Consider the following 22475-nt stretch of genomic DNA (forward strand, 5'->3'; position numbering starts at 1 on the left):
TAAAATCTAACCGCCTTTTTTGTTTGTAAAAAAGAAGGAGGTAAACATGCGAATAAATGATTTTCATAACATTTTGGAACTAATAAAACAAGATGTTCTGCAGAGTGAAGCAGAATATCTGAAGCTCTTAAAGGTTGTCGGAAACAATCAGAAATATGATTTTAGAAGTCAGTTAAGTATTTATGATAAAAATCCTGAAGCGACAGCTTGTGCCAAGTTTGATTACTGGAGGGAACGCTTCGGAAGAACCGTTATGCGAGGTCAAAAGGGTATTCCCATTTTAGAGGACTACGGCACATACAAAAAGGTGGACTATATCTTTGATATTAGTCAGACAGTTTCCAAAAACAGAGATGTCAATGAGGTAAATCTTTGGAGATTTGATAAAGAAGCTCATAGAGATGTATTAAAAGAATTGATAAAAAGTAAAGGCTATGAAGAAAGTGAAAGCACCTTAGAAAATATCTTTTCTTTAAGTAGGCTCTACGGAGATGAAAAAGTAGATAGCTTGATGAATGAACTTAGAATATCTGATGAGGACAGAATATCCTTTACCAAGTTTGCAAGGGACTCGGTGAGCTATGCAGTAGCTTCAAGATTTAAGTTAGACTATCCTATGGATAAGGAGCTGTTAAAGGAAAACTTTGCAATGCTTGACAGCATTTCTCTTATGAGCATTGGAGAAACGGTATCGGACATTAGCGGAACAGTAATTGGTGCAACCATTCAAAAAAGCAAAGAGTTAGAGCTTCAAAAAGAAGTTTTAAGAGGTAAAGAAGCAGGATATAATAAAATAAAAAAAGAAGAATTAGAGGAGGTAGAAGAAAATGTACTTCGACGAGATGATCAGGAAAGAATTAGTGAAAACGAGCGAATTTTCCGAAATGGAGAGTACGGACGAGATAATAGAGAAAATCAAAGAGAATACACTGAATCAGTTAGAGGAAGAGATGGACTTTATGAGGGAATATCCGAATCCGACATACGCAGTGATGAGGCTGGATTATCTTTCAAACAGCGAGGAGCAGAGCCACTTCGAGATGTTATTGGATCTATACAAGGAGAAGAAGCTGACAAAACACCTGATGGATACTCAGAAACAGGCGATAGAGTTTATGAGAGCAGAGAAGCCGAAACTGATGATGGCTTGGCAGATAGAGGACGAGAGCCATCCGCAGTACAAAGCGATGATTTCAGCCCTCAAAGAAATGACAATCAAGGAAATAGTGGAAATCTAAAAGAAAATACGGATAAAGAGATAAGAGAAGCTGACAAGGCTTCTTTTTCTTTACCCGAAAACAGATCAGGACAGATTAAACTTACAATACCTCTTACACAAAATGATATTGACAGTATTCTTGTAAACGGTGGAAACCATGAGGGCGAAAGACTTCCTATCATTGCTGAATTTTCCAAAGGAAAAACAGTAGAAGAATTAGGAGAATACCTTAAAGATACCTTTAGAGGTGGAAACGGATTTTACATTGATGAAAGAGAAGTATCTTCCTGGTATTCGGATAAAGGCATTCATTTAGCTTATGGAACTTCTGCAAGAGAAGATATGACACAAATTTTAAGCTGGAGCAATGCTGCAAGAAGAATCAGTGAGCTTTTAGAAACAGGAGAGTTTGCTACAAATGTAGAGCTTTTAGAAGCACAGGACTATGAAAGAGATAGAGTGTCAGAATCGCTATGGTATCTATATCACGATTTAAGTGAAAAAGGGAAAGCACAAGGCTATTTTGATTTTATAGAAAGAGGTGGTGGCTTTCCGAAAGAAACAAGACAGTTATCGGAAGCTCTTAAAAATCCTGACTATCTAAAAAATGTTATTTCCGAATACAGCCGTTTTTTAGCAGGATACAAAGAAAACAAAGATGTACTAAGGTTTCACTATCACAAGGTAGATAGCCTTTATCAGAAATTACAGGAGCTTGAACTTCCGAGAAAGGAATATGCCTCTAATCTTACCGAACTTCCAAAGGTACAAGGCTTTATTACAGAAGATGAAGTTCTTGCTACGATTTCAAGAGGAAGTGGAGTCGATAAAGGAAAAGAGCGAATTACTAAGTTTTTCAAAGAAAATCATACCTTGCAGGAAAAAGCAAATTTCTTAAAAGATGAGTATGGAATCGGAGGTCATTCTCATGCTGTTTCAGGAGCAAAGGGAAGTGATGAATGGCACGATGCAAAGGGACTTAAATTACAGAAGAATCATTGTAACGATGTATTTCTTACATGGTCAAATGTAGCAAAGCATATAGATGAGCTGCTTTCTAAAAATCTTTATATTGAAGAAAAAAATATTGAAAGCAAGGTAGAGATAGAAGAACAAAAAGAATCAAGTTATTACTCTAAAGACGATCCAAATAATCTAATGACTGATGAAATGCTTGAGCGAGTGCCTGAGCTTTATTCACAGGAAGATGTAGCCTTAGCAGACAAACAGGTTCATGCAGCATACATTATTCCATTTAGAAGTAACTGGACTTGGTATATGACGGAATATGACAGGGAAAGTAAAGATGCTTTTGGACTTGTTTTAGGTATCGAACCGGAATGGGGATATTTTAATCTTGAGGAGTTAAAGGAATTAAATGCCCAAAGACTTGTTTTAGAGGATTTTCCAAAGACCTTTAGAGAACTTAAAGACAGTGAACTTAAAAAGCAGATGGATGAGCAGGAGCTTCAGTCTGCCTTTAATGGAGAACTTAGCTTTGAAGATAAAGTAGAGCTTGAAGCACCTGAAGAAACAGAAGAAGTTAGAAGGGCTGACACAGTTCAAGCTACCTTATTTGATTATCTAAAGGAAAGAGAAGAAGTAGAGCTTAATGAAAAAGAGGAAAGTTTTTCAGATGAGTTTGCAGTTAAAGAAGGCGATACCGTCTATTTTAATCATGAGGAGTACAAAGTAAGAGAGATCTCTAAAAATCAAATCACAGGAAGAAATGATTTATGGCTTGATCCTATAAGACAAGGTAATCATCAAATACCGATTGTAGCCTTTGCAGATAATGAGGATTTATTAAAACAAGTAAGTTTTGAAAGACCTGACTTTATCATCGGTGATGAAGTGAAATATAAGGGAAAAGACTGTACCATCACAAGATTTGATGATATGGGAAATAACCTAAAGACCGTAACGGTTAAGGATAATACAGAGTATCTTGGAGGTATGATTACAGGCTCCGATGTTATTCCTTATTACAAAGAAAGTGAGCTTGATAAAATCTTTGAAAATCTTACCAATGCAAAGCCCGAAAAGACTTTTGAGGAAATAGAAATAAAGAACAATGAAGCTCACAATTTCAAGATTACAGAAGAAACTCTTCCTCAAAAGTTATCTCCAAGCGAGAGATTAAACAATAACCTTGAAGCTATCTCTATGCTTAACAGGGTGGAAAGCGGAGAACGAGAGCTTGATATTACAGCTCAGGAAGTTTTAGCAAAATATGTAGGTTGGGGTGGACTATCTGATGTCTTTGATGAAAGTAAAGAAGGACAGTGGAAAGAAGCAAGAGCTTTCTTAAAAGAAAATTTATCATCATCAGAATATGAAGCTGCAAGAGAATCGACTCTAACGAGTTTTTACACACCAAAAACTGTCATTGACGGAATATATAAGACGCTTTCAGGTATGGGATTTAAACAGGGAAATATCCTTGAACCGTCAATGGGTGTTGGGAACTTTATCGGAAATCTACCTGATGAAATGAATAAGTCAAAGTTTTATGGCGTAGAGCTTGATTCGGTAAGCGGTCGTATTGGAAAGCTGCTATACCCTGAAAGTGATATACAGGTTAAGGGACTTGAAGAAACGGGATTCTCCAATAACTTCTTTGATGTAGCAATCGGAAATGTTCCCTTTGGAGAGTACAAGGTAAATGATAGAGAATATAACCGAAATAACTTTCTTATTCACGATTATTTCTTTGCCAAGTCCATTGACAAGGTAAGAAATGGCGGGGTTATCGCCTTTATTACATCATCTGGAACAATGGATAAAAAAGATGAAAGTGTAAGACGCTATCTTGCAGCAAGATCCGAATTTTTAGGGGCAATCAGACTTCCAAACGATACCTTTAAGGGTGTTGCAGGAACAGAAGTAACTTCAGATATTATCTTCCTAAAGAAAAGAGATAGCGTATTGGAGCGAGATGAAGATTGGATACACCTTGCGGAAGATGAAAACGGACTTTCATATAACAAATACTTTGTCGATCATCCTGAGCAGGTGCTTGGTTCTATGCGTGAGGTAAGTGGTCGATTTGGAAAAACTCTAACCTGTGAGCCGATAGCCTTTTTAGGGCAAGAAAACAACATGGAGTCATTAAAGGATCGTATCAAGATTGCAGGAGAAAGAATTTCAAAAGATGCCAAGTATGAAGAAATAGAGCTACTTGATGATGAAATAACTTCTATCCCTGCAACTGATGATGTAAAAAACTTCTCTTATACCTTAATTGATGATGAAGTCTATTACAGAGAAAACTCACTTTTTATCAAAAAGGAAGTATCAGACAAGAATAAAGAAAAAATCAAGGATTACCTTGAGCTGAATGCTGCCTTAAAAGATGTGATTTACAAGCAGAAAGAAGATTTTAACGAAGAAGAAATTAAGGCTTCACAGGAAAAACTAAATGAAGTATATGACAATTTTTCAAAGAAACATGGCTTTGTAAATAACCTAAGTAATACCAGAGCCTTGAAAGAGGACAGCAACTTCCCTTTGGTATCGTCCATTGAAATCCTTGATGAAGAAGAAAACTTTAAGGCAAAGGGAGATATTTTCTCCAAAAGAACCATTACAAAAGCCAAAGTCATAGACCATGTGGATACTTCTTTAGAAGCTCTTGTTTTATCGGTATCTGAAAAAGGTTATGTGGACTTTGACTATATGGGAAGTCTTACCGGAAAAGACAGACCAACTTTAATTGAGGAGCTTCGAGGGGAAATCTACCTAAATATTAGAGAAGAACAAAACTTTTACAGACCACTTTCCTTTAACTTGGAGGATGGGGATTTACCTTTTGCTTGTGCAAATGGCAGCAATTCCTATAAGTATGGCTATGTAACAAAAGATGAATATTTAAGTGGGAATATCAGGGACAAGATTGCCATAGTAGACAGCTACTTATCAAAGCTAAGACAAACGGAAAGAGAACTCCCTTATCTTGGCTATGAAGAAAATGGAAAAGAAAAAGAGCTGATAAGCTATGAAATGAACCGTTTGGAATATCAAAAAGCAGAGCTTACAAAAGTTCTTCCAAAGGAACTTGAAGCAAGTGAAATCAATGTGCGTCTTGGTGCAACTTGGATACCGATTAAAGATATTGAGAAATTCATCTTTGAAACGCTAAAAACTCCGGGGTATGCCAAATGGGATATTAAGGTTAAATTTTCAAATCTCACAAGTGAATGGAATGTAGAAGGAAAAAGCAGGGACAGAGGAAATGACCTTGCTGAGATGACCTTTGGTACATCAAGGGTAAACGCCTATAAGCTGATTGAAGATGCCTTAAATCTGAAAGAAACAAAGGTATTTGACCAGATTGTAAATCCGGATGGCTCTAAAACTTCTGTCTTAAATAAAAAAGAAACCATGCTTGCAGGACAAAAGCAGGAGCTATTAAAAGAAGAGTTTAAAAACTGGATATTTAACGATCAGGAGAGAAGAAACCGTCTTGTAAAACTGTATAACGAGCGTTTTAATTCCATCCGCAATAGAGAATATGACGGAAGCAATCTTTCCTTTGAGGGAATGAATACGGAAATTGATTTAAGACCTCATCAAAGAAATGCCATAGCAAGAAGCCTTTATGGAGGAAATACCTTGCTTGCCCATGTAGTAGGAAGTGGAAAGACCTTTGAAATGGTGGCTTCCGCAATGGAAAGTAAAAGGCTTGGAATGTGCAGTAAGTCATTGTTTGTTGTCCCAAATCACTTAACAGGGCAAATCGGTCGTGAGTTTATGCAGCTATATCCGTCGGCTAACATTATGGTGGCTGATAAGAAAGACTTTGAACCTAAAAACAGAAAGAGATTTATCGGGAAGATTGCCACAGGGGAATACGATGCGGTTGTAATCGGACATACGCAGTTTGAAAAAATCCCCATGTCAAAGGAATATCAGGAGAAGCACATCCAAGATCAGATTGATGAAATCGTAAAATATGTAGAAGAATACAAGCATGACAGAAATCAAAACTTTACAGTAAAACAGCTTGAAAAGACAAAGAAAAAACTGGAAACAAGGCTTGAGAAATTAAATGATGATTTTAAGAAAGACGATGTGATTACCTTTGAGGAACTGGGAGTTGATAAGCTCTTTGTTGACGAGGCACATAATTACAAGAACCTTTATCTCTATACAAAAATGCGTAATGTTGCAGGTATCGGGCAGTCAGAAGCCTTTAAGTCCTCCGATATGTTTATGAAATGCCGTTACATGGATGAAATGACAGGTGGAAAAGGTATTGTCTTTGCCACAGGAACGCCTGTCAGTAACTCTATGACAGAGCTTTATACCATGCAAAGATATCTTCAGTATGAGAGCCTTAAAAAGAATGGACTGGAGCATTTTGACTCTTGGGCTTCCACTTTTGGAGAAACACAAAGCTCTTTTGAATTATCTCCTGAAGGTACAGGATATAGGGTGAAAACGAGATTTTCAAAGTTCTATAACTTGCCTGAGTTGATGTCGATGTTTAAGGAAGTTGCAGATATTCAAACTGCGGATATGCTTAACCTTCCTACACCTGAAGCTAACTATGAAGTTATTAAGACGGTGCCTTCTGAAGAACAAAAGGAAATCCTAAAGAGCCTTTCTAAAAGAGCGGATGATGTCAGAAATAGGGTTGTAGAGCCTGATGAAGATAATATGCTTAAAATTACCAATGACGGTAAGAAACTTGCCTTAGATCAGCGTTTAATCAATCCCCTGCTTCCTGATAATCCTGATAGCAAGGTCAATGTATGTGTAAAGAATGTCTTTGCCATTTGGGATAAGACAAAAGAAAACAGGTCAACACAGCTACTTTTTTCCGATATGTCCACTCCAAAAGGAGATGTAGAATTTAACATCTATGATGATATTAGAGAAAAACTTGTGGCAATGGGCATACCTAAAGAAGAAATTGCCTTTATCCATGAAGCTAATTCCGATAAGCAAAAAGATGAACTCTTTGCGAAAGTAAGAAAAGGAGAAATCCGTATCTTAATGGGTTCAACGCAGAAGATGGGAGCCGGAACGAATGTGCAAAACAAGCTGATTGCTTTGCATGACCTCGATGTGCCTTGGCGTCCTGCCGATTTGGAGCAGCGTGCGGGCAGAATCGTAAGACAGGGAAACGAAAATGAGAAAGTGAATATTTATCGTTATGTTACAGAGAATACCTTTGATGCCTATTTATGGGTGCGACATGAAGTCGCTTAATTTAACTGTTTGGCATAATGACCAAACCAACTATTCCGTTAGTTGAGCCAAGTATCGACTGCACTCAGGTGTGGTAAGCCGATATTAAAGTAGCCCTACTTGAGGTTGAACCGTGAGGGAATACCGAAACTGCCAGCAACAAGGCGGTTAGGGAGCAAGGCTTGATAATATGGCTAACATATGTGAACTACTGATAAATGCCGTTAAGGCGAACAGGCTAAAGTTGCTGACAAGCCTGAACCAAAATGGTGCGTAGTCGGATAATCCTTTCCACAGTGGGATTACACGGACAAAATGACTACCGGCAGAGAGGTAGAGCCTAAGTTATCAATGTTAATTAAGTGGAACATGGTAAGCCTGTACCGTTGCCAAAAGGCAAGGCAAATCGTAAGAAATGCTGATAATGGTGCAGGTAAAGGATAATGGAAAAAGCGAACGCCATCTTGTAATGAGATGGATAGGGGTTCAAAATTTGCCCTAACTTGAAAGAGTGCAGACTTCCATTTGGTTTTTAATCACAAGAGAACTTGTAGAATTTTTGAAAGGAGAAAGCAAATGAACAGTAAAATGTGTGCTACTACTAACAGAGCTAAAGACTGGGAAAGTATAGATTTTTCAGTAGCAGAAAGCTATGTTAAAAAACTACAAATGCGTATTGTGAAAGCGTGGAAAATGAGTAAATACGGAAAGGTAAAATCTTTACAGCATTTACTCACAACTTCATTTTATGCAAAAGCCTTGGCTATTAAGAGGGTAACTGAAAACCAAGGCAAGAAAACAAGTGGTGTTGACGGCGAACTATGGCTAACACCACAGGCAAAGTATAATGCAATAGGAAAGTTAAACTTAAGAGGATATAAACCTAAACCTCTTAAAAGAGTGTATATACCAAAGAAAAATGGTAAGAAAAGACCTCTTAGCATTCCTACAATGACAGACAGAGCAATGCAAACACTATATAAATTTGCACTTGAACCTATTGCAGAAACAACAGCTGATTTTAACTCTTATGGATTTAGAGCTAAAAGGTGTACGCAGGATGCTATTGAGCAATGCTTTACATCTCTAAATAAAAAGAAATCTGCAAAATGGGTGCTTGAAGGAGATATAAAAGGTTGCTTTGATAATATTAGCCACGAATGGATAATGAATAATATCCCAATGAACAAGAAATTATTAAAACTCTGGCTTGAGTGTGGATATATAGAAAAACAAAAACTATTTCCAACAGAAACAGGAAGTCCCCAAGGCTCACCAATATCACCTATTATTTCCAATATGGTATTAGATGGTTTAGAAAAAGCAATCAAAGAGAAATACCATAGAAGAACAGTAAATAAGAAAGCATATTTCCCAAAAGTTAATTTTGTCAGATATGCAGATGATTTTATCGTTACAGGGGAAAGTGCAGAATTGCTTGAAAATGGTGTAAAGCCAATCATTGTAAAATTCTTGGCTGAAAGAGGTTTAGAATTATCAGAGGAAAAGACACTCATAACACACATAAATGACGGTTTCGATTTTCTTGGAGTTAATATTAGGATGTATAAAGATAAATTACTAACAAAACCATCCGAAAAGAACTTCAAGGCTATTGTTGATAAAATAAGACAAATCATAAAAGATAATCCGTCAATGAAACAAGAAATTCTGATTAGAAAATTAAATCCAATTATTATAGGTTGGATAAACTATCAGAAATATAATGTTTCATCTAAAGCCTTTGAAAAACTTGATTATGAAATATATAAAAGCTTGTGGACCTGGTGCGTTCGTAGACATCCTAAGAAAGGTAGAAAATGGATAGCTAAAAAGTATTTCCATACGATTGGAAATAGAACTTGGACTTTCAGTGTAGCAACTGGAGACAGAATGGAAAATGGCGATAAATACTATCTTCGTCTTAAATATGCTACAGACACTGATATTAAAAGATTTACCAAGATACAAGCTGAAGCAAATCCATTTGATGAAAATTGGCAAATATACTTTGAAGAAAGAGAAGAGTTAAAAATACGAAACGAACTTAAAGGACGTACAGTTATAAATAGACTGTATAAAACGCAAGATGGAATATGCCCTGTTTGTGGAGAGAAAATAACTATTGATACAGACTTTAGAGTACATCAAACAATTCAAAATAACATTACCCTTAAAACTTTAGTACACCCTTGGTGTCATAGAAAATTGCATATAAATGATGAAGAAAACACGCTGGCTCTTTAATTAGGGCTTATAAAAACTTGAGCCGTGTGAGGGGAAACTCTCATGCACGGTTCTTAGAGGGGAAAGGGATAGTAATATCCCCGACCTACTCGACCAGACGATAGAAAATAAGCAGAAGTTCATTTCACAGATTATGACAAGTAAAACACCTGTCAGAGTTGCAGAAGATGTGGACGAAAGTTCATTAAACTATGCAGAAATTAAAGCTCTTGCCACAGGTGATCCGAAGATTAAAGAGAAGATGGATTTGGACAACGAAGTTACGAAACTAAAAATGCTTGAAGCAAACTATAAGTCTAACCGTTTCAGATTAGAGGATAAGGTGGCGAAAAATTATCCTGAAGAAATCGCAAGAACGGAAAAGCTCATAGAAGCTGTTAAGAAAGATATATCCGATGTAGAGCCAAAAGCGGAAGGTGAGGAAAAGTTTACTTCCATTACAATTGCGGGAGAAAAGATTACCGACAAGAAATTAGCCGGAGAAAGACTGCTTGAAGCAATTTCAAAGGTTAAAATCAATGAAAGCAAGATTATAGGCAAGTATAGAAATATGGATTTAGAGGTAAGCTATAACTTCTTTACCAATGAACATAACTTTAGCCTAAACGGTGCTGCAAAGCATTCAGGAGAGCTTGGAACAAGTGCGGACGGTAACATTACAAGACTTGATAACGCTCTTGAGAAAATGCCTGAGAAATTAAAGAGGCTTGAAGAAAAACTTATCAGCACAAAGGAACAACTGGAAAATGCCAAAGAAGAACTCAAAAAGCCTTTTGAAAAAGCTGATGAGCTGAAAACTAAGGTGTTAAGACTTGCAGAACTGAATAAGCTCCTTGATATGGGAGAAGTGGAAGAAAAGAGAAATGACAATCCTCTTGTGGAAGATGTAAAAAGAGCTATCATAGACTTTTGCAACAGAGAATATGAAGAAAACCACAGTTATGATGAATTTAATACTCTATATCCTGACTTAAAGCACATTGGCATCGCCTATACCAATACACCTGACGAAAGACACGGCATCCAATATGAGCTTAATTTAGAAGCTAAAACATGGACACAGTATATTGATGATACTCCAATCAAAACAGAGAGCTTCGACTATGAAAACAAGGGAGAAAATGAAGCTCTAAGGAATATGAAAAATGAAATAGAAATGTCCTCTTTTAGCGATTTGGTTTATGTTGATTCCGAAGATTTAAGAGCAGCAACAGGACTTGATATTGATGATGAGGGTAACTTCTATGATCCGCTCTCTAAAGACCTCGATAATGATGGCATTCCTGATAGATATGACAATGACTTTAAGGACAGTGATTATTTTGAGTCAACCTATGATGTGGAGGACAATCTTCATTGCAAAGAAGAAACTGCACAAAAATCAGAGGATAAGCCATCTATTTTAGGACAGATAAGAGCTTATCAAAATGAAAGTAAAACAGAAGAAAAGCAAAAAACAAAAGAACAGGAATTTTTAAGATAAGGGGAGGGGAACCTCCCTTTTGCCATGAAAGGAGATAAAAACATGGATTACAAAACAATGAGAAATCAGATAGAAGATATGGTAAATGATAACCATAAGGACTTTGTAAAAGCGATTATAAGCATGGAAAAAGGTATCAATGATGAAAGTGCCTTAGATAAGCTCTATGACGCTTATATGGACAATGACAGCCTTAATTTGCTGCATGAGGAATTTGACTATATGATTGAGGATTTAAGGGAACAGGGGAAGATAAAAGACCTTCCTTATGTTCAGGAAGAAAAGGATAATCTTATCAATATCGTTGGCAATATTGTAGGGGAAGTCGATTTAGTTGAAAGGGAAAATAAGAACGGAGAAGCCTTTAAGGTGGCAAATTTCTCTGTTGTTTCTAAAGATGATGATGGAAATAAGGTATATCACAACTGCTCCGCTTATGGAGAAAAGAGTGATATGCCAAAGGATTTTAAACAGGGGGATTTTGTTAAGCTCTTTGGACAAATCAGAACTTCCATTGATGATAACGGCAAGGAGCATAACAATATCAGAATACTTTCTTCAAAGCTGTTAAAGGCAAAGGAACAAATGAAAGGACAAGAAGAAAAGAAAGAATCTGTACTTGGGGCTATCAAAAAATATCAGGCTGAAGATAAGGAAAAGCCGAAAGAAAAGAAAGAAGCAAGCAAAGAAACTGAGAGATAAATTTACGGTCGGTGTGGTCTTAGGACTGCACCGGCTCTTTTTTATTTGCGAAAAAAGGAGATAAAGATTATCTCTCCATCTCCTTACCCATATAAATTCCGTAATTTTTTCGTATCTTATAAAGCTCGTCCATAGTGGATTTTGAGGAAGAATACTCTTGCATAAGGGTGTTCTTTTTTTCTTGTAATTTATCAAGCTCAGCTAAAATATCCTTTGAATTTGGGAGCTTGGAATAGGATTTTTTAAGCTCTGAGAGAGCATTTTCATATAGGGTAATCTGAGCTTTGTACTCTTCAAAAAATGCCTTGTCAGACGGATTAGCAGTATATTCCTTGTAGCACGCTCTGTACTTTTTAACGGTATGAACTTGCTCCATAGTGGTGGAAAGCTTCTGCATTTCCTTATCAATAGCCTTGATTTTCTCTTGTATATTTTGCCTTTCATCGGCTGCTTTTTGGATGTACTCATCAAGTTGCTTAACGGATTTAATACCTTGTTCTCTGAGAAAGATAACAGACTCAGCCATTGTATTAAGGTTATGTTTGGTTGCCCAATATTCGTAGCCTTTGCTTTCTTTTACTTTAACATTTGTGTTCATGTCAATAACATTGCCGATGCGTTTTTTGACGGCAGGAGTCTTGATAAACTCTCTTTCTGCAATTCGTTCTTTTAATCTTTCTTCGGTATAATCTTCTCCGATTGTTTTAGTCCTTGTAAATCTCGCCTTATCTTTTGGCTTAAAAGCAATGTGCTTACCGTATTTGATTTCATAGCCAAGATCAGCCATCTTCTTTAAAAATTCGTCCCAGTCCTTTGACTGTTTTATCATTCTGTCAATGTCAAATTGAAGCCTGCTTTTCCAAGAAGTCCCATGCTTTGCCTGTTCGTTTTCATACCAAGATTTACCGTTAATCTTATATTTTTTCTTATAGCTTTCGTAAAACTCGTCAATGACAGATAGGCTATTTTCTTTGCAGAGTTTATCACTCTGATAACGGATTTGGTGGTAGCTTTTCTTGTTAGACTGGTAGCACCTACCTGTTACCATATTTACATTATTGAAGATGATGTGATTGTGGATATGCCCCTTATCTACGTGAGTAGATAAGACAAATTCGTACTCATCTTTGAGTATCTTTTTACACAGCTCCATACCAATCTGGTGAGCCAATTCAGGGCTTGTTTCTCCCGGTAAAAAGGATTGAATGAGATGTCTTGCAAGAACGGTTCCTTTTGTTCCTGCGTCATTTCGTGTCCTTAAAAACTGAGTGTGAGCAGTTGATTCGTGGCATTTATGAGTGCTTACTAAAAGCTGCTCGTCTGTTTTATCTCCATTTACAATGTAGTCGATAGCAAGATTAAGAGTCGATTTTATTGGGTGTATTTTTGTAATAGCCATTATTATTCACCTTCCGTTTCAGATGTTCTTTTCAGAAGTAGTGAATGAATTTGCCACAGCTCTTTTGAGAAATGTTCAATCTCTTTTTTTATATCACTGATGTCCTCTTTGTAGATTACACCTGTCGAATTTACTCGCTTTGCAATCTGATTGATGTTGTTTGTTGCATTAGAAAGTAAGCCTTGTAAATCTCTGAAAGGCTCTAAATCCACTTGATAAATTTCCTTTTCCAAAACGCATTTGCGGATGAAATGGCTCATGTTTCTACACTTCGCAAGTCTTTTTTTCTCTTCAAAAAGAGCCTTTTCTTCTTCAGTTAGTTTAATTTCAAGTCTTTCGTTTCTTAATCTATTTACCATAGTCAGTTCCTCCTTTGAATGTATTTAGGGGTCTTAGGGTTCTCCCTAACAAGCTAAAAATTGATAAAAAAAGAAGCAGATCCCCAAGGGCTGCTTCGTCAATTTTCCGTAAGTGTCCGTACACTTACTGTGCTTGCTACAAAAGAATGATTAGGGTAGCAAGCGTTAAGCTTTTATTAAGTATTACATTTGTATTATACCATAAATCAATTCCTTTAGCTGTATTTATATCATAGGTTTTGTATTAATTTTAAAATATTTCTCTCCATAGAAGAACGCAGATTTGTTGATTTATATGGTGAATAATTCCAATCGAAGGACTTTTGTAATTCTTTATTATTTTGCAATAGTTTACATTCATAATAAACATTTCTTTGTTTTAAGGCTCAAAAAGTTCTGGATTAAAGATAACATTAGCATTATAAGTTTAATTTGTTCTCGTATGATTTAATTTTTAGAGTAAATTTCAAACAGGAAATTGAAAAAATGTGAATATTATTATGAATGTAAAAAAACTATTGACAACAATATACCATCGGTATATACTGATGGTATATACCGATGGTATATTGTTGATGGAGGTGTTTAAATGACTATTTCTGAGACTCAAAAGAAAATATTGGCAGTCGGCAAGAAAGAATTTTTAAAAAAAGGATTTAAGGATGCTTCACTTAGAATAATTGTCGAGGAAGCAGGATTTACGAAAGGTGCTTTTTATGGTTACTATCCTAATAAAGCGGCCTTATTTGAAGCTATTGTTTCTGATGTAGCTGATGGGTTAATAGAACAGTTCAAAGCTGCACAAGATGCACATTTTGATTTAATTCCAGAAAATAAAACTTTAGAAAGCAGAGAGCTGTCTACAAAATATCTTTTGCATTTTGTGAATTATATTTATGATTATTTTGAAGAATTCAAGCTTGTAATTTGCTGTTCTGAAGGCACAAAATACGAAGATTATATTCATGAACTTGTAGAATTGGAAGTATCCCGTACGGAAAAATATTACGCTATTCTTAAAGAAAAAGGCAAAATGGCAGGAAACGTCAGTCATGATTTACATCACATGATTACCAGTGCATATTTTACAGCTGTTTTTGAAACGATTGTGCATGATATGACAAGAGAACAAGCCATTAAATATGTTAAAGAGCTTGCAGTTTTTTTTAATTCGGGATGGGATGGACTTTTAAGGTTTAAATAAAGCGTAAAATTTTCACGCAAGGTTAGCAAAGGCTAACAACTATATTTAGAAAGGATATAGATTATTATGAAAAATAGAGAAAATATATTACTAACAAGAGATTATATTTCCATAGGCGTTTTTTCACTTATTTATTTTGTTATTGCATTTGTTATAGGCGGTATCGCACAAATGACACCTGTCACTTTTCCGTTTATGCCGATGATAGTAGCTTTATTTGCGGGCAGTGTTTTTATGTTATACACCGCTAAAATACCGAAGCGCGGATCACTTTCCATACTTGGTATACTTGCCGGAATCTTGTTATTTGTTACCGGTATGTTTTGGATGATGTCGGTATTTTTCATCGTATTTGGATTTATTGCGGACTTTATTTGCCAATCAGGAAATTTCAAATCATTCAGAAGAAATTTACTTGCCTATTGCGTGTTTGCGCTGTCTCCAATGGGAGCCTATATTCCCATGGCTATCATGCCTGCACAGTTTGATGAATTCATGCGTAGAAAAGGAGATGTTTCTTCTTTTGAAGGAATCATCAATGCTATTAGAATAAATTGGTGGGTTATCCCCTTAATGATTTTGGGGACAATTATTTGTGCCATAATCGGAGGCCTTATAGGTAAAAAATTATTGAAAAAACATTTTGAAAAAGTGGGGATTATATAAATGGCTTTAGATCCCAGAACAAAGCTGCTGATTTTATCAATAACAAGTATTTCCGTGTTTCTGAATGAAAGTATCGTTATAGAATGCCTTTTTACAGCAATCCCTATATTATTGCTCTTACAGGCGAAAGAGTTCCGTACTGCTTCAAAATACGGAATTCTCTTTATTGTGTTATTGATGGTACAGCTTTTTGTTATATCAAAATTACCTGTTACGATCGGAGGCATCATATATATGTTTGATGTCTATATAAGAAAACTTATTCCTTGTTTTATGCTCGGCACATTTTTAATACAAACTACAAAGGTCAGTGCTTTTTTAGCTGCATTCAGTCGATTGCATTTGCCTAAAGGTTTCACTATTGCACTTTCTGTTACATTGCGATACTTTCCGACAATGGCTGAGGAATGGAACTATATTAAGGACGCCATGGCTCTTCGAGGGATAACCGCTTCTTTTACAGGATTTTTACGCCATCCGGTCAAAATAATGGAGTATGTATATGTACCCATGCTGGTATCTGCTTCTAAAATCTCTGATGAAATCACACAAGCCGCAATTACAAGAGGAATAGATCATGTCGGAAGGCGCAGCTGTATGGAAAAAGTTTGTTTTTCAATCCATGATGCTCTGATTGTAACAATCTATATAGGGATTATTTGCATGATATTTTTTGATTTTTTACGAGGAGGTGTATTCCCTTGATTGAATTTATAAAACTTTCTTTTTCCTACAAGGATATGGAAAAAGCTTCTTTACGGGAATTACACTTAAATATTCCAAAAGGACAATGTGTTCTCTTGTGCGGTGCATCAGGATGCGGAAAAACGACTCTTACCAGATTGGTAAACGGGCTGATTCCTCATTTTTTTGAAGGAAAACTTTCAGGCAAAGTAACTGTAAAAGGAATGAATGTTGCCGAGACCGAAATTTCAACTCTTTCCGATAGTGTCGGCACGGTTTTTCAAAATCCGAGAACACAATTTTTCAACACAGATACAGATAGTGAAATTGTTTTCGGACTGGAAAACAGAATGCTGGAGATGAAAGAATTAAAACAGCAGCTTGAAAGGATTACTAAAGATTTGCATATAGAAAAATTAAAAGGATGCAGCATTTTTGAACTTTCCGGAGGGGAAAAACAAAAAATTGCATTTGCGTCTGTGTATGCCACGAATCCGGATATTTTTGTATTGGATGAACCGTCCTCAAATCTGGATTTTCATTCCGTGCTTGAACTGAAAAAACTGATAGAAAAAATAAAACAACAAGGGAAAACGATTATCATTGCAGAACATCGCTTGTGGTATTTAACAGATGTTGCAGACAGGGTCATCTTAATGCAGGAGGGTCAGATTTTTAAGGATATGAGTATACAGGATTTTTGCGAGCTCCCGCTTGAACAAATACAAAATATGGGGCTCAGGTGTCGAAATCTTTCTGAAATCAAAACAAATACCAATGATAAAAAATTTTCCCAACACACCTTAGAGCTGAAAGATATTCATGTCAAATATGGTGAAAAGATTATCTTGCAAAACATCTCTTTTACCGCAAATGGTGGAGAGATCGTCGCAATTACCGGCGCAAACGGAACAGGAAAAACGACACTGGCACGCACGATATGCGGACTGATAAAACAAAAATCGGGAAATATTTTTGTAGACGGCAGGAGTTTGTCTGCAAAAGCGCGTATTAAAAAATCTTACATGGTGATGCAGGATGTCGGACATCAACTTTTTACGGATTGTGTGGAAACAGAATGCACACTCGGAACAAAAACAACAGATGAGTCTGTTATTGACGAAACTTTATCGGCCTTATCTCTTTCCGAATTAAAAAACAGACATCCCCTTTCACTTTCAGGAGGACAAAAACAGAGGTTGGCAGTGGCAATCAGCTTGCTTTGTGATAAAGAAATTCTTATTTTCGATGAACCGACCAGTGGGCTTGACTTAAAAAGCATGCGGGAAGTAGGAACGATGGTAGAGAGACTTTCTGAACAGGAAAAAATCCTGCTCATTATTACACACGACATTGAATTTATAAAAACAATATGTTCCAGAGTTTTGCTTTTGTCAGGCGGTAAAATAATTGCCGATTTGAGAGGTGAAGAAAAGAAAAATATCGAAAAATATATTTTAGCAGAAGGAGATCGAAATGAAGAATAAGAAGAACAAAAACACATTGCATCGCTTATTTGAGTTTGCCGGATCATGTAAAGGCTTGCTTTTAAGTTCGGTTGTTTTTGCCGTTCTTGGTGCAGGGTTTGGAATCGTCCCGTATATTGCAGTTTCACGCATTATTATTCAAATATGCGCCGGCGATTACAGCTTGAAATCAATCATGCCGATGGCAGTAATTGCTCTTTTGGGGTACCTTTTGCAGCTTGGTCTATCAACTGTATCTACGGTGCGGTCTCACAAAGCCGCATTTACTATACTAAAAAATATTCGTACTGCACTTACGAAAAAGTTGTCACGAGTGCCCATGGGATTTGTCTTGGATACCCCGTCAGGAAAATTCAAAACGATGCTTGTAGATACGGTTGAAAAACTGGAGTTACCCCTTGCTCACATGATACCGGAATTAACAGCAAATATTATGATTCCTGTCTTAATGTTGATTTATTTCATGTTCCTTGATTGGAGGCTGGCACTTATTGCTCTTGCAACCTTTCCTGTCGGAATGCTCTGTTATATGGGAATGATGAAAGATTATGAGAAGCGTTATGACAGAGTTATTAAAGCCGCAAAAGCTATGGATGCCGCTACGGTTGAATATATAGGCGGAATCGAAGTGGTTAAGGCTTTTAATCAAAGTAGCGATTCTTATCGCAAATATGCAGAGGCGGTAAAGGAGAATGAAAATTCTAAATCGGAATGGTTCAAAAAGACGAATCCGTACTATGCGGCAGGTATTGCAATAGCACCCTCAAGTCTAATCGGAGTTCTTCCTGTCGGAAGTTTGTTTTATATAGGCGGAAGCATAAGCGCAGGCAGTTTTATATCCTGCATTATTTTATCATTGGGCTTGATTGCTCCGCTTATTCAGGCATTGCGATATACAGACAGCCTTGCTATGGTAGATGCCACCGTAAAAGAAATCGGAAGCCTTTTGGATACGGAAGAAATGGAACGCCCGGTAAAACGAGTACAGCTTAAAGGAGAAAAAATAGAATTTTCCAACGTCTCTTTCTCTTACAAGGATACAGAGGTTTTACACAGCATTTCCTTTGAAGCGAATGAAAATGAAATGACGGCTTTGGTCGGACCGTCGGGATCGGGCAAATCCACTGTCGCCAGACTCATTGCGTCTTTTTGGAATGCGGGAAGCGGAACCGTGAAAATAGGCGGTGTCGATGTGCAGAACATACCGCTTTCGCAGATAATGGAACATATTGCGTATGTTTCACAGGATAATTATTTGTTTCATCTTTCTATACGAGAAAATATACGAATCGGTAAGCCGGATGCTACAAACAGCGAAATCGAAAATGCAGCAAAAAAAGCGGCATGCCATGATTTTATTACATCACTTCCCAATGGCTACGATACCGTTGTCGGAGACAGCGGAAGCAATCTTTCCGGCGGAGAAAAGCAGCGCATTGCCATTGCAAGAGCCATATTAAAAGACAGCCCCGTAGTTATTTTAGATGAAGCTACCGCCTTTACAGACCCTGAAAATGAGTCGATAATTCAGCACTCCATCAGCGAGCTTGTAGCGGGAAAAACGCTGATTGTCATTGCACATCGATTATCTACTATCACATCAGCCGATAAGATTATCGTCATGAATGCAGGAAATATAGAAGCGGAAGGAAAACATGAGGAGCTTACCCAAAATTGTGTTCTTTACAGAGAACTTTGGAATACACATATCAGCACGCTTGATATGAAGGAGGTATCAGCATGATTCAGATGTTCAGACGACTTTTGGATTTTTCCGGAATGGAAAGAAAAAGATTGATTTTATCGTTTATTTTTCATATGTGCAATTCCGTGTTTGAGATGCTTCCCATTATGGCTGTGCTTGCAGTTTTGAACGGAATACTATTATCACTTTCAAGTGGCTTCATGTCGATTAAAACAATATGGGCAGCCTTGGGGATTATGCTTTTAAGTATTTCAGGACGCATTCTATTTACGAATCTTTCCGCTGTAAAAAGAACCCTTGGAAGCTTTTCCATGTGTTCCAAATGGCGCATGGAGCTTGGCGAAAAATTAAAACGCGTACCTATGGGATATTTTAATGAGCATCGCCTTGGAGATATTACAGCGGCAGTTACTACAACACTTGGAGATCTGGAAACCAATGCAGTTACCGTCATGGAAGCGGTAGCCGGAGGATTTATCCACGCTGCAGTGATAGGGATATGGCTTTTGTTTTATGAATGGAAAATTGGAGTTTTGATGTTCATAGGGCTTTTTCTTTCCCTTTGTGTGTACGCAAAAACACAAAAAGCTGGTATGAAATATTCTCCGCGCAGGCAAGCTGCACAGGCCGGACTTGTTACAGGCATTTTAGAATATATACAGGGGATGTCCGTGATAAAGGCATTCGGACTTGCCGACCGTTCGGACAAATCCGTAGACGCTGCAATCAATGAAAGCGCAGAGGCAAACATCGCTTTAGAAAAAGTTTTCTCCGGCTTAGCTGCCGTCTTTCAAATGATATTCAAATTTGCCAGATTCGCAATCCTTGTTGTTGCACCATACCTGCTTATGAACGGAGAAATAACTCCTGAAAAGTGCCTGCTCCTTATTGTCGCAAGCTTTATGATTTATACGACTGTGGAGCTTGCAGGAAGTACGGCTGCCGTTGCAAGAGTTGTGGATGCTTCTTTAGACAGATTGGAAACAATATCCAATATTCCCCTTCTTGATGAAAAGGGAACAGACCTTATCCCGAAAGCATACGACATAACCGTTTCAAACATTTCCTTTGCATATGAGGAAAAGGAAATTCTGCACGATGTAAGCTTTTCTGTTCCTCAAGGTACGAGCTGTGCCATTGTAGGACCATCAGGCTCAGGAAAGACGACCCTTTGCAGTTTAATTGCACGCTTTTGGGACGTAAAAGATGGTGAGATTCTTTTAGGTGGCGTTAATGTAAAAGACTATACTTGCGATAGCCTTCTTAAGAATTTTTCCATTGTGTTTCAAAGGGTTTACCTTTTTGAAGATACCATTGAAAATAACATTCTTTTTGGAAAACCGCAGTCAACAAAAGAAGAAATAGTGTCCGCGGCAAAGAAAGCATGCTGCCATGATTTCATATCCGCACTTCCGGATGGATACCAAACAAAGATTGGAGAAGGAGGTGCAACCCTTTCCGGCGGTGAGAAGCAGCGAATCTCTATCGCACGAGCGATTTTGAAAGATGCACCTGTTGTCATTTTAGATGAGGCTACGGCAAGTGTCGATCCTGAAAACGAACGGGAATTGCAGCAGGCTATTTCAGAGCTGACAAAAAATAAAACGCTTCTGATGATTGCTCACAGGTTGAATACAGTTCGAGAAGCAGATCAAATTCTTGTTCTTGAAAATGGACGAATTGTGCAAAGAGGAAAACATCAGGAGCTGATACAGCAGGAAGGACTTTATCGACGATTTGTTGAAATTCGGGGAAATGCAATTGGATGGAAATTAGGAGGCCTGGAATGACATACAAAAAATTTTACTTCGGAAAGTTAAATGCACAGATATTAAAAAAAATAGATGCGGAACATAAAACAAAAATGAAGCAGCTCATCAAAGAAATCAATCAAGGATCATGGACGGAAAAACAGAAAAAAAGGCAAAAAAGAAGCATTATTTCAAATATAGCCCTATACCGATGTTTCATAGATAAAGGGCTTTCAAAAAATGAGGCAAAAGAATTGGTAAAGGAGTATTCATTTTATGTTGCCCAAAAGGCACATAAGCTTTTGAAAACATTTTTTTATATCCCCGGGTTTTTCAGGCTGTTCCGCTTGTTTATGAAAAAAGGGATGTCGGGCGATGAAATATGGAAAAGCAGAATCCTGTCGGATGACGGGGAATACTACCGTGTCGATGTGCTCAAGTGCCTTTGGGCGGATACCTGCAATTTTTTTGAATGCCCAGAGCTTTGTGAGATATTCTGTCTGTGTGATCATATCGTATTCGGAAATATAAAGGGATTTGTATTTGAAAGAAGTCAGACACTGGGAATGAACGGTGAAAAATGCGACTTTTGCTTCATAAATAGGAAAGGGGAAAGTTAAATGAATAGGGCTGAGGAAAAATGGTCCGGGGATGCCGGAAAAATGAAAATGTTTCTTCTTCAAGAAATAGAAGAAAGAGGTCTGGAATGGAGAGGTTTGTTAGAACGGTGTCTTGGAGATTGTCAAAAAAACAAAATTTTAGATGTCGGATGTGGAACCGGGTTTATTTCGCTGCTTCTTGCACAAATTGGGTGTGATGTCATTGCAATAGACAATAATGTCGCAATGCTCAAGGAAGCTGAAAAAATATCTGAGGAGTTAGGATTTTCAAATAAAATCACTTTTATGCTTAAAGACGCAGAGTTAGTGGATTTTCCCGATAATACCTTTAATGCAGTGGTCTCAAGACATGCCTTTTGGCTATTTAATAATCCGAAAAAAGTTTATGCGCAGTGGTACAGAATTTTGAAATCCGGCGGTTGTATGCTGAATTTAGATGCAAATTGGCTTTTCCCTTTTTGGGGAGAGGAACAGGCAAAGCTCTTTCAGTCAGATGAAAACATTTTAACAAAACGCTACGGCAAATTTCAGGATTATTATCATGATACAGATATGATGGACGAATTGAAAAAACTCCCTTTAAGTTATATAAAACGCCCGGAATGGGATTTGGAAACATGCAGAGAAACAGGTTTTAAGAACATTGAAACAGAGACACTGTTACAGGAAAAGTATTGGAATCCTTTTATGGCACGCAGGTATCGCACGATGCCGACCTTTATCATCAAAGCTCAAAAGTAATATTTACGGAGGA

Annotated in this window: 15 protein-coding genes; 13 read left to right on the plus strand and 2 right to left on the minus strand. The window is 37.2% G+C overall.

All coding sequences use genetic code 11. The annotated features are described in order from the left end of the window. Nucleotides 1–46: 46 nt before the first annotated feature. From RGT18_RS10405 to RGT18_RS10425, 5 genes are all read left to right on the plus strand, one after another. Nucleotides 47–7435 (plus strand): helicase-related protein, encoded by a 7389-nt coding sequence (locus RGT18_RS10405; protein WP_028078563.1) that lies wholly within the window; start codon nt 47–49, stop codon nt 7433–7435. 294 nt (nt 7436–7729) lie between these two features. Then, complete coding sequence (locus RGT18_RS10410; protein WP_263285033.1) at nt 7730–7858, plus strand: hypothetical protein; 129 nt, start codon at nt 7730–7732, stop codon at nt 7856–7858. A 132-nt stretch (nt 7859–7990) separates the two neighbouring features. Beyond that, the gene (ltrA, locus tag RGT18_RS10415; RefSeq protein WP_028078562.1) at nt 7991–9661 is read left to right on the plus strand and encodes a group II intron reverse transcriptase/maturase; all 1671 of its coding nucleotides are present in this window, start codon (nt 7991–7993) and stop codon (nt 9659–9661) included. 133 nt (nt 9662–9794) lie between these two features. Beyond that, the gene (locus RGT18_RS10420; RefSeq protein ID WP_028078142.1) at nt 9795–11144 is read left to right on the plus strand and encodes a helicase; all 1350 of its coding nucleotides are present in this window, start codon (nt 9795–9797) and stop codon (nt 11142–11144) included. A gap of 42 nt (nt 11145–11186) precedes the next feature. Then, entirely contained in the window at nt 11187–11846 is a 660-nt protein-coding gene (locus tag RGT18_RS10425) for a hypothetical protein (protein WP_028078143.1), read from the plus strand. A gap of 67 nt (nt 11847–11913) precedes the next feature. Here the strand turns inward: RGT18_RS10425 and RGT18_RS10430 are convergent, their stop codons facing one another. Continuing rightward, nucleotides 11914–13245 carry a relaxase/mobilization nuclease domain-containing protein gene (locus RGT18_RS10430; RefSeq protein ID WP_028078144.1) on the minus strand — a complete coding sequence of 444 codons (1332 nt, stop codon included), beginning with the start codon at nt 13243–13245 and terminating at the stop codon, nt 11914–11916. A gap of 2 nt (nt 13246–13247) precedes the next feature. After that, nucleotides 13248–13604: a plasmid mobilization protein gene (locus RGT18_RS10435; RefSeq protein WP_028078145.1), complete on the minus strand. Its 357-nt coding sequence runs from the start codon at nt 13602–13604 to the stop codon at nt 13248–13250. 589 nt (nt 13605–14193) lie between these two features. Here RGT18_RS10435 and RGT18_RS10440 point away from each other — a divergent pair. The 8 genes from RGT18_RS10440 to RGT18_RS10475 all read left to right on the plus strand — a co-directional run bounded on the left by RGT18_RS10440 (nt 14194) and on the right by RGT18_RS10475 (nt 22462). Continuing rightward, nucleotides 14194–14808, plus strand: a complete 615-nt coding sequence (locus RGT18_RS10440; RefSeq protein WP_000155678.1) for a TetR/AcrR family transcriptional regulator — start codon at nt 14194–14196, stop codon at nt 14806–14808. Between the two features lie 66 nt (nt 14809–14874). Beyond that, complete coding sequence (locus tag RGT18_RS10445) at nt 14875–15474, plus strand: MptD family putative ECF transporter S component (RefSeq protein ID WP_000797113.1); 600 nt, start codon at nt 14875–14877, stop codon at nt 15472–15474. Next, nucleotides 15475–16179 (plus strand): energy-coupling factor transporter transmembrane component T, encoded by a 705-nt coding sequence (locus RGT18_RS10450; RefSeq protein WP_001162459.1) that lies wholly within the window; start codon nt 15475–15477, stop codon nt 16177–16179. It abuts the gene before it with no gap. Beyond that, on the plus strand, nt 16176–17645 hold the full coding sequence (locus RGT18_RS10455; RefSeq protein WP_000569061.1) for an ABC transporter ATP-binding protein: 1470 nt from the start codon (nt 16176–16178) through the stop codon (nt 17643–17645). Before RGT18_RS10450 ends, RGT18_RS10455 begins: the two co-directional genes overlap by 4 nt. After that, nucleotides 17635–19389, plus strand: a complete 1755-nt coding sequence (locus RGT18_RS10460; RefSeq protein WP_009346298.1) for an ABC transporter ATP-binding protein — start codon at nt 17635–17637, stop codon at nt 19387–19389. Before RGT18_RS10455 ends, RGT18_RS10460 begins: the two co-directional genes overlap by 11 nt. Then, the gene (locus RGT18_RS10465) at nt 19386–21140 is read left to right on the plus strand and encodes an ABC transporter ATP-binding protein (protein WP_009346315.1); all 1755 of its coding nucleotides are present in this window, start codon (nt 19386–19388) and stop codon (nt 21138–21140) included. Before RGT18_RS10460 ends, RGT18_RS10465 begins: the two co-directional genes overlap by 4 nt. After that, a complete protein-coding gene (locus RGT18_RS10470; RefSeq protein ID WP_009346326.1) occupies nt 21137–21721 on the plus strand; it encodes an L-2-amino-thiazoline-4-carboxylic acid hydrolase in 585 nt (194 codons plus the stop codon). Before RGT18_RS10465 ends, RGT18_RS10470 begins: the two co-directional genes overlap by 4 nt. Then, complete coding sequence (locus RGT18_RS10475; protein ID WP_009346327.1) at nt 21722–22462, plus strand: class I SAM-dependent methyltransferase; 741 nt, start codon at nt 21722–21724, stop codon at nt 22460–22462. The last annotated feature ends 13 nt before the right edge of the window (nt 22463–22475 follow it).

It is taken from the genome of Solobacterium moorei (assembly GCF_036323475.1).
GTDB classification, from domain to species: Bacteria; Bacillota_I; Bacilli_A; order Erysipelotrichales; family Erysipelotrichaceae; genus Bulleidia; species Bulleidia moorei.

Bases quoted from the DNA above. Each gene is read 5' to 3' on its own strand.
- RGT18_RS10460 (WP_009346298.1), top strand. From the start codon at position 17,635: ATGAAGAATAAGAAGAACAAAAACACATTGCATCGCTTATTTGAGTTT.
- RGT18_RS10430 (WP_028078144.1), bottom strand. From the start codon at position 13,245: ATGGCTATTACAAAAATACACCCAATAAAATCGACTCTTAATCTTGCT.
- RGT18_RS10475 (WP_009346327.1), top strand. From the start codon at position 21,722: ATGAATAGGGCTGAGGAAAAATGGTCCGGGGATGCCGGAAAAATGAAA.
- RGT18_RS10445 (WP_000797113.1), top strand. From the start codon at position 14,875: ATGAAAAATAGAGAAAATATATTACTAACAAGAGATTATATTTCCATA.
- RGT18_RS10465 (WP_009346315.1), top strand. From the start codon at position 19,386: ATGATTCAGATGTTCAGACGACTTTTGGATTTTTCCGGAATGGAAAGA.
- RGT18_RS10425 (WP_028078143.1), top strand. From the start codon at position 11,187: ATGGATTACAAAACAATGAGAAATCAGATAGAAGATATGGTAAATGAT.
- RGT18_RS10470 (WP_009346326.1), top strand. From the start codon at position 21,137: ATGACATACAAAAAATTTTACTTCGGAAAGTTAAATGCACAGATATTA.
- RGT18_RS10410 (WP_263285033.1), top strand. From the start codon at position 7,730: ATGACTACCGGCAGAGAGGTAGAGCCTAAGTTATCAATGTTAATTAAG.
- RGT18_RS10420 (WP_028078142.1), top strand. From the start codon at position 9,795: ATGACAAGTAAAACACCTGTCAGAGTTGCAGAAGATGTGGACGAAAGT.
- RGT18_RS10405 (WP_028078563.1), top strand. From the start codon at position 47: ATGCGAATAAATGATTTTCATAACATTTTGGAACTAATAAAACAAGAT.
- RGT18_RS10450 (WP_001162459.1), top strand. From the start codon at position 15,475: ATGGCTTTAGATCCCAGAACAAAGCTGCTGATTTTATCAATAACAAGT.
- RGT18_RS10435 (WP_028078145.1), bottom strand. From the start codon at position 13,604: ATGGTAAATAGATTAAGAAACGAAAGACTTGAAATTAAACTAACTGAA.
- RGT18_RS10440 (WP_000155678.1), top strand. From the start codon at position 14,194: ATGACTATTTCTGAGACTCAAAAGAAAATATTGGCAGTCGGCAAGAAA.
- ltrA (WP_028078562.1), top strand. From the start codon at position 7,991: ATGAACAGTAAAATGTGTGCTACTACTAACAGAGCTAAAGACTGGGAA.